Annotated in this window: 19 protein-coding genes and 1 other annotated feature; all 19 genes read right to left on the bottom strand. The window is 47.2% G+C overall.

Going from position 1 to position 16,414, the window contains the following annotated elements:
• Positions 1-33: 33 nt before the first annotated feature.
• Positions 34-3,579, bottom strand: a complete 3,546-nt coding sequence (gene rpoB, locus Q9R46_RS27290) for a DNA-directed RNA polymerase subunit beta (RefSeq protein WP_311282481.1) — start codon at positions 3,577-3,579, stop codon at positions 34-36.
• A gap of 412 nt (positions 3,580-3,991) precedes the next feature.
• Positions 3,992-4,594, bottom strand: coding sequence for a class I SAM-dependent methyltransferase (locus Q9R46_RS27285; RefSeq protein WP_311282480.1), 603 nt, complete (start codon positions 4,592-4,594; stop codon positions 3,992-3,994).
• 98 nt (positions 4,595-4,692) lie between these two features.
• Positions 4,693-5,055 carry a 50S ribosomal protein L7/L12 gene (gene rplL, locus Q9R46_RS27280; RefSeq protein ID WP_145336480.1) on the bottom strand — a complete coding sequence of 121 codons (363 nt, stop codon included), beginning with the start codon at positions 5,053-5,055 and terminating at the stop codon, positions 4,693-4,695.
• Between the two features lie 72 nt (positions 5,056-5,127).
• Positions 5,128-5,631, bottom strand: a complete 504-nt coding sequence (rplJ, locus tag Q9R46_RS27275) for a 50S ribosomal protein L10 (protein ID WP_090924685.1) — start codon at positions 5,629-5,631, stop codon at positions 5,128-5,130.
• Positions 5,632-5,654: 23 nt separating this feature from the next.
• Positions 5,655-5,801 (bottom strand) — a sequence feature (ribosomal protein L10 leader region).
• A gap of 68 nt (positions 5,802-5,869) precedes the next feature.
• Entirely contained in the window at positions 5,870-6,562 is a 693-nt protein-coding gene (rplA, locus tag Q9R46_RS27270; RefSeq protein ID WP_090924686.1) for a 50S ribosomal protein L1, read from the bottom strand.
• Positions 6,563-6,656: 94 nt separating this feature from the next.
• The gene (gene rplK, locus Q9R46_RS27265) at positions 6,657-7,082 is read right to left on the bottom strand and encodes a 50S ribosomal protein L11 (protein ID WP_017692062.1); all 426 of its coding nucleotides are present in this window, start codon (positions 7,080-7,082) and stop codon (positions 6,657-6,659) included.
• 68 nt (positions 7,083-7,150) lie between these two features.
• Positions 7,151-7,684 (bottom strand): transcription termination/antitermination protein NusG, encoded by a 534-nt coding sequence (gene nusG, locus Q9R46_RS27260; protein WP_024633599.1) that lies wholly within the window; start codon positions 7,682-7,684, stop codon positions 7,151-7,153.
• Between the two features lie 22 nt (positions 7,685-7,706).
• The gene (secE, locus tag Q9R46_RS27255) at positions 7,707-7,898 is read right to left on the bottom strand and encodes a preprotein translocase subunit SecE (RefSeq protein WP_024633600.1); all 192 of its coding nucleotides are present in this window, start codon (positions 7,896-7,898) and stop codon (positions 7,707-7,709) included.
• Between the two features lie 21 nt (positions 7,899-7,919).
• On the bottom strand, positions 7,920-8,069 hold the full coding sequence (gene rpmG / locus Q9R46_RS27250) for a 50S ribosomal protein L33 (RefSeq protein WP_072735843.1): 150 nt from the start codon (positions 8,067-8,069) through the stop codon (positions 7,920-7,922).
• A gap of 310 nt (positions 8,070-8,379) precedes the next feature.
• The gene (gene sigH / locus Q9R46_RS27245) at positions 8,380-9,024 is read right to left on the bottom strand and encodes an RNA polymerase sporulation sigma factor SigH (protein ID WP_024633601.1); all 645 of its coding nucleotides are present in this window, start codon (positions 9,022-9,024) and stop codon (positions 8,380-8,382) included.
• Between the two features lie 172 nt (positions 9,025-9,196).
• Positions 9,197-9,718 (bottom strand): NYN domain-containing protein, encoded by a 522-nt coding sequence (locus Q9R46_RS27240; RefSeq protein ID WP_145336486.1) that lies wholly within the window; start codon positions 9,716-9,718, stop codon positions 9,197-9,199.
• 5 nt (positions 9,719-9,723) lie between these two features.
• A complete protein-coding gene (gene rlmB, locus Q9R46_RS27235; protein WP_090924688.1) occupies positions 9,724-10,470 on the bottom strand; it encodes a 23S rRNA (guanosine(2251)-2'-O)-methyltransferase RlmB in 747 nt (248 codons plus the stop codon).
• 51 nt (positions 10,471-10,521) lie between these two features.
• Positions 10,522-11,043: a Mini-ribonuclease 3 gene (locus tag Q9R46_RS27230; RefSeq protein WP_260989984.1), complete on the bottom strand. Its 522-nt coding sequence runs from the start codon at positions 11,041-11,043 to the stop codon at positions 10,522-10,524.
• Positions 11,040-12,440, bottom strand: coding sequence for a cysteine--tRNA ligase (gene cysS, locus Q9R46_RS27225; RefSeq protein ID WP_311282478.1), 1,401 nt, complete (start codon positions 12,438-12,440; stop codon positions 11,040-11,042). The genes Q9R46_RS27230 and cysS overlap by 4 nt, the downstream gene beginning before the upstream one ends.
• A gap of 65 nt (positions 12,441-12,505) precedes the next feature.
• Positions 12,506-13,159, bottom strand: a complete 654-nt coding sequence (gene cysE / locus Q9R46_RS27220; protein WP_145336489.1) for a serine O-acetyltransferase — start codon at positions 13,157-13,159, stop codon at positions 12,506-12,508.
• A gap of 81 nt (positions 13,160-13,240) precedes the next feature.
• The gene (locus Q9R46_RS27215; protein WP_311282477.1) at positions 13,241-13,546 is read right to left on the bottom strand and encodes a hypothetical protein; all 306 of its coding nucleotides are present in this window, start codon (positions 13,544-13,546) and stop codon (positions 13,241-13,243) included.
• A gap of 137 nt (positions 13,547-13,683) precedes the next feature.
• Positions 13,684-15,138 (bottom strand): glutamate--tRNA ligase, encoded by a 1,455-nt coding sequence (gltX, locus tag Q9R46_RS27210; protein ID WP_145336494.1) that lies wholly within the window; start codon positions 15,136-15,138, stop codon positions 13,684-13,686.
• 33 nt (positions 15,139-15,171) lie between these two features.
• Positions 15,172-15,648, bottom strand: coding sequence for a 2-C-methyl-D-erythritol 2,4-cyclodiphosphate synthase (ispF, locus tag Q9R46_RS27205; RefSeq protein WP_017692052.1), 477 nt, complete (start codon positions 15,646-15,648; stop codon positions 15,172-15,174).
• On the bottom strand, positions 15,645-16,337 hold the full coding sequence (ispD, locus tag Q9R46_RS27200) for a 2-C-methyl-D-erythritol 4-phosphate cytidylyltransferase (protein ID WP_145336496.1): 693 nt from the start codon (positions 16,335-16,337) through the stop codon (positions 15,645-15,647). The genes ispF and ispD overlap by 4 nt, the downstream gene beginning before the upstream one ends.
• Between the last annotated feature and the right edge of the window lie 77 nt (positions 16,338-16,414).

Raw genomic sequence — 16,414 nt, 5'->3', positions numbered from 1 at the left:
TGAAAAACGCCGGTCATCATGCGCCCGGAGCGATTATTCCGCTCCGACCTCTGAACCCTCAAGGTTGAGGCTGAGCTTATCGCTCGCAGCGTCATCTTCATCGTCCATTTCTTTCATTTCAATCTCTTGCTCATCTTCACTCAAAATCTTAACGTCCATACCCAAGCTTTGCAGCTCTTTGATCAATACTTTGAACGACTCAGGAACACCCGGTTCCGGAACATTCTCGCCTTTGACAATGGACTCGTACGTTTTCACCCGACCAACAACGTCATCGGATTTAACCGTCAGGATTTCTTGCAGAGTATAAGCGGCGCCATAAGCCTCAAGCGCCCAAACTTCCATCTCCCCGAAACGCTGTCCACCAAATTGGGCTTTACCACCCAGCGGCTGTTGCGTAACAAGTGAGTAAGGACCTGTGGAACGGGCATGGATTTTATCGTCAACCATGTGTGCCAGTTTGATCATGTGCATGACACCAACGGTAACTTCACGTTCAAACTCTTCACCCGTACGGCCATCATACAGCACGGTTTTACCGTTACGTTGCATACCTGCTTCTTCCATCGTATCGAAGACATCATACTCCTTCGCTCCGTCGAATACAGGTGTTGCTACGTGGATACCGAGTTGCATTGCTGCCATACCCAAGTGAACTTCAAGTACTTGACCGATGTTCATACGCGAAGGTACGCCCAGCGGGTTAAGAACGATCTGAACCGGTGTACCGTCTGGCAGGAAAGGCATATCCTCTTCCGGCAAGATGCGGGCCACGACCCCTTTGTTACCGTGACGTCCGGCCATTTTATCACCCTCGGAAATTTTCCGTTTTTGGGCAATATAAACACGAACGAGCTGGTTAACACCTGGTGGCAGTTCATCTCCGTTTTCACGGGTAAATACTTTCACGTCAACGACGATACCATCGGTACCGTGAGGTACACGCAGAGATGTATCACGTACTTCACGTGCTTTTTCACCAAAGATTGCGTGCAAGAGGCGTTCTTCTGCAGTCAGTTCCGTTACCCCTTTTGGTGTAACTTTACCAACGAGAATGTCGCCAGCAGCAATTTCGGCACCAATGCGGATAATACCACGCTCATCCAGATTACGCAGCGCTTCTTCCCCAACGTTAGGAATATCACGTGTGATTTCTTCAGGTCCGAGCTTCGTATCACGAGCTTCCGACTCATATTCCTCGATATGGATGGATGTGTATACATCTTCCTTAACGAGTTTTTCGCTGAGCAGGATCGCATCCTCATAGTTGTAACCTTCCCATGTCATGAAGGCAACAACTACGTTGCGTCCAAGAGCAAGTTCACCCATTTCCGTCGAAGGACCGTCGGCAAGGATGTCGCCTGCTTTAACAGCAGCGCCTCTTTTTACGATCGGACGTTGGTTGATGCATGTTCCTTGGTTAGAACGCATAAATTTGTGTAATTTATATTTAACGATATCGCCTTTGACTTCCTGACCATCAACCTCTTCTACACGACGAAGCCAGATCTCGTTCGCAGAGGAACGTTCAATAATTCCGTCGTAATCGGCAACAATACATACACCGGAGTCTTTCGCAGCTTTATGTTCCATACCCGTTCCTACAAGCGGAGCTTTAGGAATCAAGAGCGGAACCGCCTGCCGTTGCATGTTTGATCCCATGAGGGCACGGTTGGAGTCATCGTTCTCAAGGAACGGAATGAGCGCTGTAGCGACGGATACAACCTGCTTAGGAGATACGTCCATGTAGTCCACTCGTTCACTCGGCATCGTAAGGATGTTATCCGACTGTTTGTTGTAACGTACAATGATCGCATCTTCTGCAAAAGTGCTATCTTCGTTCAGCTTCGCATTCGCCTGAGCGATAACATAGTTGTCCTCTTCGTCTGCTGTCAGGTAATCAATTTGCTCGGTGACAACACCAGTCTTCGGATCAACCCAACGATATGGAGCTTCAATGAAGCCATATTCGTTCACACGCGCAAACGTCGACAAGGAGTTGATCAAACCAATGTTTGGTCCCTCTGGTGTCTCGATCGGGCACATCCGGCCATAGTGGGATGGATGGACGTCCCGGACTTCCATGCCGGCACGCTCACGAGTCAAACCGCCCGGTCCGAGTGCGGACAGACGACGTTTATGCGTCAACTCACCCAGCGGGTTTGTTTGATCCATAAACTGTGACAATTGGGAGCTACCGAAGAACTCTTTAATCGATGCAATGACCGGACGGATGTTGATCAATGCCTGTGGTGTAATGACGTTCGCATCCTGGATGGACATTCTTTCACGAACCACACGTTCCATACGGGATAGACCGATACGGAATTGGTTTTGCAAAAGTTCACCCACAGAACGCAGACGACGGTTACCCAGGTGATCGATATCATCCGTGCTTCCAATGCCGTGCAATAAGTTCAGGAAATAACTGATGGAAGAGATGATATCGGCTGGCGTGATGTTTTTCACGGACTTGTCAATGTCGCCATTGGCAATCAGCTTAACCACTTTACCATCTTCGATTGGTGAAAACACATCAATCGTTTGCATAGGGATATCATTGGCATCCAAAACGCCGTTCCCCACGTGATATGTGCGGAATCCAACGCTTTTCTCCAGGTAAGGCATGATTTCGTCGAGCAAACGACGGTCAACCATCTGACCTGCTTCTGCAATAATTTCGCCTGTTTCAGCATCGATCAAAGACTCAGCCAAACGCTGATTAAACAAACGGTTTTTGATGTGAAGTTTTTTGTTGATTTTGTAACGACCTACGTTTGCAAGGTCATAACGTTTTGGATCAAAGAAACGTGCAACGAGCAAGCTCTTCGCGTTATCCAGCGTAGGTGGCTCGCCCGGACGAAGGCGCTCATAGATCTCGATGAGGGCTTTCTCGGTGGAATCCGTGTTGTCTTTGTCCAGTGTATTACGGATATATTCGTCATTACCAAGCAAATCCAGAATCTCGGCGTCTGTGCCAAAACCAAGGGAACGCAGGAGAACCGTAACCGGTATTTTACGCGTACGGTCGATCCGGACGTAAACAACATCCTTCGCGTCCATCTCCAGCTCCAGCCAAGCGCCGCGGTTAGGAATTACTGTAGCGGTATACGTTTTTTTCGCGTTCTTATCTACTTTGGTACTGAAGTAAACGCTAGGAGAGCGAACCAACTGGCTGACAATAACCCGTTCAGCACCATTAATAATAAATGTGCCGGTGCTGGTCATCAGCGGGAAATCTCCCATGAATACTTCCTGCTCTTTGACTTCTCCGGTTTCCTTATTAATGAGCCGGACTTTCACCCGAAGTGGTGCTGCATAAGTAACGTCACGCTCTTTCGCGTCGTCTACTGTATACTTCGGTTCTCCGAGACTGTAATCGATAAATTCCAAAATCAAGTTACCTGTAAAATCCTGGATCGGCGAGATATCCTGGAACATTTCGCGCAACCCTTCCTCCAAAAACCAATCATACGATTTCTGTTGGATTTCAATCAGGTTCGGAACTTCGAGTATCTCGTTAATTCGTGCATAACTGCGCCGAGTGCGTCGACCATATTGAACAAGATGTCCTGCCAACTTAAACTCACCCCTCAATGTCTACTCACTTTAAAAATTTCGTTGCGAACCTCTGTTTGTAACCTTATAATGGTACACATACAGAGCAAAGCAATGCACCCGCAAATAAAGAAAAGCCCTTATTCGAAATGTCGTTCGATAAAAGAGCAACTTTGATCGGCGGATGTCTTTCCAAATCATTCTTATCCCCAGTTTGCCCAAAATGTACATATTATACGCCAAACATAGGCATAATAAGCCCGGTTCGGCGTAAAAAAGGTTGACATTTTTAGTTAGCTAAAGCCAAGTAGGGCATCTTAATACTGACATTTTACAACTATACCACGCCTTGAATTTCAAGTCAATAGTCCTATTGCAAAAAAAATGATCCCCTGCTTACTTTACAAATTCGAATGTATCTCCCGCATTTCCTCTACTCTTCTTTCACCGCTTTGAATATTCGGTAGCCCTTATCCTTCGTCACTTCATCCACTCTTGTAAACAACGATTCCAACTTCGCTTTCGCAGAAGGTGCTCCTTGTTTCTTTTGAATGACAATCCATAACGCTCCGCCTATCTTCAAATGGTCATACGCCTGCTCAAAAATCGTGTGAACCGTTTCTTTGCCAGCTCGAATTGGAGGATTAGTCAAAATCACGTCGAAATCCCGCTTCTTTACTTCAGCCAGTAGATTACTCTGCATTATAGTAACATTAGCAATACCATTACCTTTGGCATTTTCTTTGGAAAGCTCAACCGCTCTTTCGTTGATATCGATCATGGTGACATGCCCATCCGGTACAAGTTTTGCTGCTGTAAGCCCGATTGGCCCGTAACCACATCCCACATCGAGAACATGAGCGCCTGACGGCAGTTCCATCGCATCAATCAATACTCTGCTGCCGTAATCGATTCCATTTTTGGAAAAAACACCAGCATCCGTCACCAATCGCAGACTAATTCCGCGGAGTACCGCTTCCGCAGCCTTGCGATCATGTGCCACTTGTGGTTTGTCCGAATAATAATGATTGGACATGTCCTCACTCACTTTCCATAGTTACATTTACAGCAACAAACCCCTTGATATAAGTCAAGGGGTTTGTTGTTTTGTTCATTCAGCTTGGATAAGCTAAATTATTTAACTTCGATTGTAGCGCCAGCTTCTTCAAGCTTAGCTTTGATTGTTTCTGCTTCTTCTTTAGAAACTTTTTCTTTCAATGCTTTTGGAGCGTTGTCAACTACTTCTTTAGCTTCTTTCAAGCCAAGACCAGTGATTTCGCGAACTGCTTTGATAACGTTGATTTTGGAAGCGCCAGCGCTTGCCAAGATTACGTCGAACTCGGATTGCTCAGCTTCAGCTGAAGCTGCGCCGCCACCTACAGCAGCTACTGGAGCTGCAGCAGTTACGCCGAATTCTTCTTCAATTGCTTTAACAAGATCGTTCAGTTCCAGTACAGTCATGCCTTTGATTGCTTCCAAGATTTGCTCTTTACTCATGATTGAACCTCCATATATAATTTTATTTTTTTGTTATTTCATTACTGCTAGGCAGTATTCAGATCAAGTAGCTTACGCGCCTTGTTCTTCTTTGTCTGCAACAGCTTTAACCGCAAGCGCGAAGTTGCGAACTGGCGCTTGAAGCACGCTGAGGAGCATGGAGAGGAGACCTTCGCGGGATGGCAGTTCTGCCAACGCTTTAACTTCTGCTTCTCCAATTACACGACCTTCTACGACAGCACCTTTCAATTTCAGTGCATCGTTCTTCTTAGCGAAGTCGTTCAGAATTTTGGCTGGAGCTACAGCATCTTCTCCGCTGAATGCAATCGCAGTAGGACCTGTCAGAACGCTATCGAGTTCTGTCAATTCTGCTGCAGCAGTTGCACGGCGAAGCAATGTGTTTTTCAGCACTTGGAATTCGATTCCGGCTTCACGAAGCTGCTTGCGCAGTTCAGTAGCTTGGGCAACGTTCAATCCGCGGTAGTCAACAACAACTGTTGTCACGCTTTCGCGCAATTTTGCTGTTACAACATCAACGGACTCTTGTTTTGCTTGAATCACTTTTGCGTTTGCCAATCTGTACACCTCCTGATCAAATTTATCCCATTAAGAAAAGCCTCCGTAGAATCACGAAGGCTTGATATATACTCGCAACCGATTTGCATCGTTCAAGTTGTATAATCACACCTCGGTAGGAAATTAAGCCATATGGCACCTACTGTCTACGGCAAGCATATTCAAATGTCAACGGTCAGTCACTCGGACTCACAACTTTTATAGAATATCAGAACAGGGCGAACCTGTCAAGAATATTTTATCTAAAAGCTGCTGCGTTCACGCGTGCACCAGGGCCCATCGTAGAAGAAAGACTTACGTTCTTCAGATAAACACCTTTAGCTGCCGCCGGTTTAGCACGGTTCAGAGCATCCATGAGAGCTTTGAGGTTCTCATTCAATTGCTCGGAAGAGAAAGAAGCTTTACCGATCGGTGCATGAATTTGACCTGCACGATCCAGACGATATTCGATTTTACCGGCTTTGATTTCTTGAACAGCCTTAGTTACATCGAAAGTTACCGTTCCGGCTTTAGGGTTAGGCATGAGACCTTTACCGCCGAGCAGACGGCCCAATTTACCTACTTCACTCATCATATCCGGTGTCGCTACGCAGACGTCGAATTCGAACCAGCCTTGTTGGATTTTGTTGATCATGTCTGCATCACCAACATAGTCCGCGCCAGCCGCTTCCGCTTCTTTCGCTTTGTCACCTTTTGCAAATACCAATACGCGTTGTGTTTTACCTGTACCGTGTGGCAAGACAACAACACCACGTACTGCCTGGTCTTGCTTACGAGGGTCTACGCCCAAACGAACTGCTGCTTCGATCGTTTCATCGAATTTTGCAGTAGCTGCCTTTTTCACAAGCTCTACAGCTTCTGAAGGCTCGTAAGTTGCTTCGCTGTCGATCAGCTTAGCAGCTTCCAGGTATTTTTTACCGTGTTTAGCCATGTTATATTCCTCCTTTGTGGTTTTAGCGGATATACCTCCCACATTGACCGGCCGCGAATCGGCCGGCTTTACGAAGCCATGTTTCGTGTGAAAATTAGTCTTCGATGGTGATACCCATGCTGCGGGCAGTACCTTCAACCATACGCATTGCGGACTCAACGTCAGCAGCATTCAGGTCAGGCATTTTTGTTTCCGCGATTTGACGTACCGCGTCACGTTTAACGGTAGCAACTTTTTTCTTGTTCGGCTCGCCGGATCCTTTTTCAACTTTCGCTGCCACTTTCAACAGAACTGCTGCAGGTGGAGTTTTAGTGATGAATGTAAAGGAACGGTCCTCGAATACAGAGATCTCAACTGGAATGATCAATCCTGCTTGGTCAGCTGTACGAGCGTTGAATTCTTTACAGAATGCCATGATGTTGACACCTGCTTGACCCAATGCCGGACCTACTGGTGGTGCTGGATTTGCTTTACCTGCTGGAATCTGCAGTTTTACCATTTTGATTACCTTTTTTGCCATGATAGACACCTCCTTGCAAAATAGTGGTTAACGGGCCTCGCAGCCCTCCCACAAGAAACTTGAAGAAACTATATCTTCTCCACTTGGGTGTATTCCAACTCAAGCGGCGTTTCCCGTCCAAACATGTTAACGTGTACCTTAAGCTTGCTCTTGTCTACCAAGATCTCTTCCACGGAGCCCACAAAATTCGCAAAAGGACCGACTTTAATACGCACGGATTCCTTAATATCGAATTCAATTTTAGGCTTAGGTTCAACCATACCCATGTGCTTCAGAATTTGTTCCACTTCTTCTGGCAACAAGGCTGTTGGTTTGGAACCGGAACCTGTCGAACCGACAAAGCCGGTAACACCTGGTGTATTGCGAACAACATACCAAGAATCATCCGTCTGAACCATTTCGACCAAGACATAACCGGGGTAAACTTTACGCATAACGGTCTTTTTCTTACCGTCTTTGTTCACCACTTCTTCTTCCATCGGAACAAGAACGCGGAAAATCTTGTCTTCCATGCCCATGGACTCTACGCGTTTTTCCAAATTGGCTTTGACCTTATTTTCATACCCTGAATAGGTATGAACGACGTACCATCTTTTTTCCATATCAAGCCACCTGGGACCCTTCTTAAATAATCGCTTCGATCACAGCGGAGATGCCGATATCTACGACCCAAAAAAACAGCGTCATAACCACAACAGTACCAAGTACGATTAACGTGTAGTTCGTCAGCTCTTTACGATTAGGCCAGCGAACCTTTTTAAGTTCAGCCCAGCTTTCAGAGAAAAAGGAAATCAGAGATTTGAAACTACGTTTCACGCCGACTACACCTCCAAAAAACTATCTGGTTTCGCGATGAGAAGTCTGCTCGTTACAAAACTTGCAAAATTTCTTCATCTCCATGCGGTCGGGGTGATTACGCTTGTTTTTTGTCGTAGTGTAATTTCTTTGTTTGCAGTTCGTACAAGCCAAAGTAATAATTACCCGCATGATGTACACCTCCCGAAGACTTCCACATTGAAGCAGAGTCTCTAAATTGATCCTGAAAAAAAAGCCGTAAAATAGGCCTACCTAAAACACTTTATCACAAGGGTATAAGCATGTCAACGAAAGAATAACCTTTCATCGTTGGGTATTAATTCCGCACGAAACGCAACGTATCTCTCATCTCTGATTTTTTCACTGCTCCAGTATGAACCGAGCGATTACTAGTATTTATCAAACCTTAACAATATAAACTACAGACAATAAAAAAAGACTCAAACACCGAGCCTTTTTCATCAACGACGACAACCTTTGTTCAATTATCTCGAACTTCCAGGTACTTTTCAAGTTTGCGCTTTACACGCTGCAATGCATTATCGATAGACTTTACATGACGATCCAAATCCACTGCAATCTCTTGATAAGATCTCCCGTCTAGGTACAACATCAGTACTTTACGTTCCAGGTCACTCAAAATCTCGGACATTTTATCTTCCAGGCCTACGAACTCCTCCTGGTTAATAATCAACTCTTCCGGATCACTGACCTGAGTTCCACAAATCACATCGAGTAGCGTACGATCAGACTCTTCATCATAAATGGGCTTGTCCAGAGATACATAAGAATTAAGCGGAATATGCTTCTGACGTGTGGCTGTCTTGATCGCCGTAATGATCTGTCTCGTAATGCACAGTTCGGCAAATGCCTTGAAAGAAGCTAGCTTGTCCCCTTTGAAATCACGAATGGATTTGTAAAGGCCAATCATTCCTTCTTGAATAATATCTTCCCGGTCAGCTCCGATCAAAAAATAAGATCTTGCCTTGGCGCGTACAAAGTTGCGATACTTGTTGATCAAAAACTCCAGCGCTTCGCTTTCGCCTTCACGGACCGCTTCGACAATGTCTTCGTCACTTTGGTAATCATACTTGGATAACATGATATCTTTGAGGTCGACACTCACAGACAATCCCTCCGGCTGCAACGCAAGGTACCCCGTTACTCTACTCTATGAAATATACGAACAGTATATATGATGGTACCTCCCACCGTCAACCACGGCATCCCTAAAAAAGAACAGCTATAACATAATTGTCAATAGTTTCAATATTGAAAAAATTGTAAGAAACCTGCTGTCAGCCTCGTCTCCAGCGTTCAAATTGCTTTAAAATATCCGGGCTTAATTTGCCCCCGATTGTATTCCGGGTTGATCTTGCCTGATCCTCTGCAAGCCGTTGTTGCAATTCCTTTTCATTTTGTTCCACTTCAATCAGCAGCTCTCTGGCAGATACGCGCAACGCTCCCTGTCCAAAGATAACATGTTGCTCTACCATATCGCTGGTAGCTACATAGATTTGGCGTCTTCGCATGCTTAGTTCCCGAACGAGTCTCTCGATACATTCGTCTGCCGTCTCTTTTTCCTTTGTAAAATGAACTTCCACTTTGCTCTGTGTAAAGGATTTACCGAGTCCTGGCACAAGGTAGGCGTCAAACACAACAATGACTCGGCGGCCGGAGAAAGCCTGATAGTCCGCAAGACGAAAGAGGAGCCTGTTCCGCGCTTCTTCCAATCCACTTTCGGCTAGTTTGGATAATTCAGGCCAGCCGCCAATCATGTTATACCCGTCTACAAGAAGCACATCACGGGAATCAGCCATATCATCTATTCCTGCTCTTGGCGAGCACGAAGCACCTCATACATAACAACACCAGCTGCCACAGAGGCATTCAGGGAATTAATCTGGCCTTGCATAGGCAATTTGACCAGTACATCGCATTTCTCACGAATAAGACGTCCCATACCTTTATTTTCATTCCCGATGACGAGTGCGACCGGCCCTGTAAATACTCCATTGCCAAATACACCTTCACGCGCGGTAACATCTGTACCTACAACCCATACGCCTTCTTCTTTCAAACGATCAATCGTCTGCGCCAGATTGCTTACACGAGCGACTGGAACATACTCAGCTGCACCTGCTGATGTCTTAGACACTGTTGCAGTTACAGCCGCTGAGCGCCGTTTGGGAACAATAACGCCGTGAGCTCCTGTGCAGTCCGCTGTACGCAAGATAGAACCCAGATTATGAGGGTCTTCAATCTCATCAAGCAAAATTAAAAACGGATGTTCATTTTTAGATTTGGCTGCTTCCAAAATATCTTCAACCTCTGCATAGGCATAGGGCGCCGCCTGCGCAACTACACCCTGGTGTTGAATACCAGGAACCGTCTGGTCCAGCTTGCGCTTGTCCACATGCTGAATGACAATCCCCTGTTTTTTGGCTTCCGCAATAATCGGTTGCGTCAAATGTTTCTGTGCTGTATCAGCAATCCATATTTTATTAATGGTCCGGCCTGATCGCAACGCCTCCGTTACGGAGTGTTTACCGGCAATCCATTCTTCTTCCATCCTCATTCGTTCCTCTCTGTATTGCTTGTTATATATATTTCAACCCTGAAGCTATTTTGACGTTGATGCAGATGCTTGTTCCGCCAGCTCAATACCCAGCCCGATCAGTTGAATCATGCGATCGTGCTGACTACTGCTATACAGATAACCAACAAGACATTCAAACGCCGTTGCATGTCTGTACTCCAGCACATCTGCATTCTTGGGAACACTGCCCGATTTGGCATTCCGCCCTTGCCGCACAACATCTTGCTCTTCTTCAGTCAGTTCAGCCTCAATACTTGTCAGTATCCGGCTTTGTGCTTTGGCAGATACCAGTTTGGTTGCACTGCGGTGCAGATGGTTAGGACGCATGTTCGCTTTGGATAACAGATACTGTCTCACGGCAACCTCATATACTGCATCACCGATGTAAGCCAGCGCGATAGGCGGGATCAATCGTGCAGGTCTTGAGGGTGGATATGGGAACCATCCCCCCTCAAGTCCATTAACCTGATTACTAGTTACTATTTGCTCGGCCTGTTCAGCCCGCTCGACAGAACCAGACAAAACATTCTCTTTTTCTCCACTCATTTGCGCCGCCATCTCATTCCCTGTGCGGTATCCTCCAGCAGAATCCCTTGAGCAGATAGTTCATCACGGATTTCATCTGCACGCGCCCAGTTTTTAGACTTGCGTGCTTCCACGCGCTCTTGGATCAAGCGTTCAATGTCCTCATCGAGAAGCTCTGGTTCAATGTCTGTATAGATTCGAAGCACAGCATTAAGTTCTCCAAATAGTTCAAGCAATGCATGAATCTCAGTAGCATTAACCACATCTTGTTGCAACAACTGGTTCGCTTCCGCTGCCCATTCGAACAACGCCGTGATTGCATCCGGTGTATTAAAATCATCCTGCATTTTTTCATGATATTGTTGTCGAATCTGGTCTAGCCTTGCTGAAAATTCCGGTGTAGCCTCCTGATTAACAGACACAGCTCCTAGGCGATGTCTCAGGTTACCTACTGCATTCGCAATCCGATCCACGCTGTTTTGCGCCTGTTCCATCGTATCTTCTGTGAAGTTGAGTGGGTTACGATAGTGGGTGGACAACATAAAGTAACGAATCGCTTCACGTTTGTACTGATTACGCAGGTCTTTTACCAGAACACCGTTGCCGAGGGATTTCGACATTTTTTCGTTATCAATACGAATAAAACCGTTATGCATCCAGTAATTCGCCAAAGGCGCGCCTGTGATTGCCTCGGACTGTGCGCATTCGCATTCATGGTGAGGGAACTGTAAATCCTGTCCACCCCCGTGAATGTCCAGCGTGTCACCAAGGTATTCTCTTGCCATGGCGGAGCATTCGATATGCCATCCAGGACGACCATCCCCCCATGGGCTAGACCAGAAGATCTCGCCTGGTTTGGCTGCTTTCCAGAGCACAAAATCTTCCGGGTGTTCCTTCCGCTCGTCTACACCGATTCGAATACCGAATTGCAACTCCTGTAAGTTCTGTTTCGACAATTGACCGTATTTTTCGAACTTGCCTGTTCGATAATATACGTCACCGCCATTTTCATATGCGAAACCTTTTTCAACCAGTTCACGGATAAAATCGATAATAAGCGGCATATTCTCCGTTACCCGGGGATTGCTGCTCGCTTTAGGAATACCGAGTCCTTCCAGGTCCGCGTAATAAGCGGCAATAAACTTTTCAGCCACATGCGGTACGTCGGTGCCCAACTGCTCTGCTTTGCGAATCAGTTTGTCATCGACATCGGTGAAGTTCACGACATAATTCACTTCATGTCCGATCTGCTCCAGATATCCACGAACCGTGTCGAAAAAGATCACCGGACGTGCATTGCCGATATGAATGTAGTCATAGACGGTTGGTCCGCACACGTACATTTTTACTTTGCCAGGCTCTTGTGGAACAAACTCCTCTTTGGTGCGACTCATCGTATTATAAATCTGAAGCGTCATAGTCACTTTTCCTTTCATTCTAAACTACTTTTACTTGATTCCATGGTTTATGTTGATCGATGGAGTTATGTGCATTTCTCAGATTCCCGTGTATTTTGCAAATTTCGCACTTCTTCCTGCAACCGTTCTATTTCGCGTTGCATGCTACGCAAAGAGTCGATAACTGGATCGGGCAATTGTTGATTAAGACGATCCACTCTTCGTCCATCCTGTTTGACGATTCTACCTGGAATGCCCACCACCGTGCTATTTGCAGGAACTTCTTTCAGCACAACGGAGTTTGCTCCGATGTTGCTCTGATCCCCCACACGAAATGATCCCAGAACCTTTGCGCCAGATGAGATAACCACATTATTACCAATCGTGGGGTGTCTCTTTCCTTTTTCTTTCCCTGTTCCCCCAAGAGTTACTCCTTGGTAGATCACGACATCGTCACCAATCTCACAGGTTTCTCCAATAACAACACCCATACCATGGTCAATGAACAAACGATCCCCAATTGTAGCTCCAGGGTGAATCTCTATCCCTGTCATAAACCGGCTAACCTGTGATACGAACCGGGCGAGCGAGTACCATCTTCGTTTGTATAGATTGTGAGCAAATCGATGGGCCCATATGGCATGTAACCCTGAATACGTAAATACGACTTCAAACCAACTCCGGGCGGCCGGATCATTTTCAAAGACCGTCTGGATATCGGATCTGATCTTTTTGAACATGCTCGTTCCCCTCTTGTTCCGGTTCTCGTCCTCCGGGTTCGCCGGACGGCGTGTTCCTTGGTAGTATACTTGCGCACTCGCCTAAACAAAAAACGCCCCTGCAGCACGAAGCTGCAGAGGCGTTAATCGCGGTCCCACTCTGCTTGGCTCATTCCACCTCTTAAATAAAAGGAATGAGCCCTCTGGCGGCTCGGTAACGGGAACCAGTCGTCGCCATCTATCCTGACGTTTTCCTCTATTCGATGAATAGAAGCGGGGCCGGATTCGACGGTGCAGCTCACGGGTGCATTTCAGACTGCCGGACAGTGGATGACTCGCAGCCTCCACTTGCTTGAACAGATATAATCTCTGTTCTTGTGTGGGGCCATCCTCTCTGGATCTGTCCAAATCAGCTTACTTCTCCCAGTCTTTGCTGTTCTATATGAACGTATTATGACAATTCAACCTTGTGTTGCTATTATAGCGAAAAGCCTTCGCACTGACAACCAGCAGAATCCAACTACATAAGTCGAGGTAATGAATAGTTACACTCGTGCCAGCAAACGCTGGGTGACAGTATCCCGTCCCAGTAGCACAATGGTCTGATTGAGATCACGTCCATGGGTCTGCCCCGTCAAAGCAACGCGGATTGGCATAAAGAGCTGTTTGCCCTTAAAGCCTGTTTCCTTCTGCACTTCCTTGATCAATGCAGCCATTTTGCTTGGCGTGAACTCATCACTAGCTTGTACTTTATCCGCAAATGCTTTCAGCACAGTTGGAACCTGTTCTTCAGCAAGTACCGCAGCGCCTTCGCTTTCCAGTTCAACTTCGGAACGGAAGAACACTTCGGACAGTTCTACGATATCGGATGCCGCATTCATCTGCTCCTGATAGAGATGTACGAGCGTATACGCCCACTCTTTTTGCTCCGCAGACAGGTCCGCAGGCAGACGTCCTGCTTTTTGCAGATGCGGAATAGCCATCTCGGCAATCCGTGCAGGGTCCGCATTTTTGATGTAATGGTTATTCAAGTGCGCCAGCTTATGTGTATCAAATACGGCCGGGCTCTTGGATAGACGCTTCGTATCAAAGATGGAGATCAACTGCTCTTGTGAAAAGATTTCTTCTTCTCCTTCTGGCGACCAGCCAAGCAGGGAGATGAAGTTAAACATCGCTTCTGGCAGATAGCCGAGCTGATCATATTGCTCAATAAACTGAATGACGGATTCATCGCGTTTACTCAGTTTTTTGTGGTTTTCGTTCACGATCAGCGTCATATGACCGAATTGCGGCGGCTCCCAGCCAAGCGCTTCATAGATCATCAGCTGACGCGGTGTGTTGGAGATATGATCTTCCCCCCGCAACACGTGGGAGATCTTCATCAAGTGATCGTCCACGGCAACGGCATAGTTGTACGTGGGAATGCCATCTTTTTTCACAATGACAAAGTCGCCTGATTCCTTGCTGTTGAACGAGATTGTACCTTTGACCATGTCGTTAAATGTGTATGTGCGATCTGCCGGTACACGGAAACGAATGCTCGCCACACGGCCTTCAGCTTCAAATGCCTCGATCTGCTCTGGTGTCAGGTCACGGTGTTTGCCGGAGTAACGCGGGGTCTCTCCGCGAGCCGACTGCTCTTCGCGCTCCTGTTCGAGTTCTTCTTCCGTGCAGTAGCAGCGATAAGCCAGACCTTTGTCCAGCAGTTCCTGCGTGTATTTACGATACAGATCCAGACGCTCCGTCTGACGGTACGGCCCGTATTCTCCGCCTACATCAATACTCTCATCCCACTCGATCCCGAGCCATTTCAAGTATTTCAGCTGGCTTTCTTCTCCGCCCGCAATGTTGCGCTTCACGTCCGTATCTTCGATACGAATGATAAATTTTCCGTTATTGTGTTTGGCATACAAGTAGTTAAACAGCGCCGTACGAGCGTTCCCGATATGCAGGTGTCCCGTTGGGCTTGGCGCGTAGCGCACCCGAATTTCTGTGCTCATATGATTCCCTCCGTCTCTAATTGATTGATGATATCACACACGTACCAGGCATACAACGGATTGGGCGGCAATCCCCTCTCCCCGTCCTGGGAAACCTAATTGCTCGGTTGTTGTTGCCTTTACGTTCACTTGTGTTACATCCGCTTCCAGCGCTTTGGCAATGACCTCAGCCATCTGCGGGATATACGGTGCCATCTTTGGCTTCTGGGCAATAATCGTTGAATCAATATTCCCAAGCTTATAGCCGCGATCCTTCACAAGCTGCCATACATGCTCTAGTAGTTTCAAGCTATCTGCATCCTTGAATTCCGGGTCGGTGTCCGGAAAATGCTTGCCGATATCCCCAAGTGCCAGCGCGCCAAGAATAGCATCGCTGATGGCGTGCAGCAGCACGTCTGCGTCCGAGTGACCCAGCAGCCCTTTTTCATAAGGAATCGTTACCCCGCCAATAATACAAGGTCTACCTTCCACCAACTGGTGCACGTCAAATCCTTGTCCTACACGTATCATCGCTTCTTCTCTCCCTCAAGCCAAAACGCGGCATACTGTAAATCTTCCGGTGTCGTTAGTTTGATGTTGGTATAACTGCCTTCCACAACCTTAACCGACATTCCCTGGCGCTCAGCCAGCATGGCATCGTCCGTCCCCAGAAACCCGTCGCGTTCCGCGGATTCGTAAGCCTCCAGCAGGGAAGAAAGACGAAAAGCCTGCGGGGTTTGAATGCTCCACAGACTGCTGCGCTCCGGCGTCGCTGTAACGATACCTTCCGCATTCACTTGTTTGATCGTATCCTTCACCGGCACAGCCAGCACAGCACCTTCGCCTGATTCGGCGGCAGCCATACATTCTCTAATCTGCTCGCGGGTCACAAAAGGACGCACCCCGTCGTGAACGAGAACCCCATCGGTACTGAGCGCCCGAAGGCCTTCATGAACCGAATGCTGTCTCTCTTTCCCTCCGGGGATCACGCGGACACGCGTTTCCAGTTGGTATTCTTTTACCCATTCCAGGCATCGTTCAACATCTGCAGCACCTGTAACCAGAATCATCTCACGGATCTCGTCCAGAGCCGCAAATACTTCAAGCGTATGTATGAAAACGGGCTTGTCCTGCAGCAGCAAAAACTGTTTGCTCTCGGTCGTTCCCATTCGGGTTCCCCGGCCTGCCGCCACAATGACAACGCCCCACCCTTTATCCATGCCGCAATCCCTGCCTTGTCTGTCAGTTTATCGCCGGGCGACAATTCATATCTCCATCGATATCCATCATCGTACAA

The organism is Paenibacillus sp. RRE4 (assembly GCF_031844205.1).
Taxonomy (GTDB): Bacteria; Bacillota; Bacilli; order Paenibacillales; family Paenibacillaceae; genus Paenibacillus; species Paenibacillus xylanexedens_B.
This window is presented reverse-complemented; position numbering and strand designations above follow the sequence as displayed.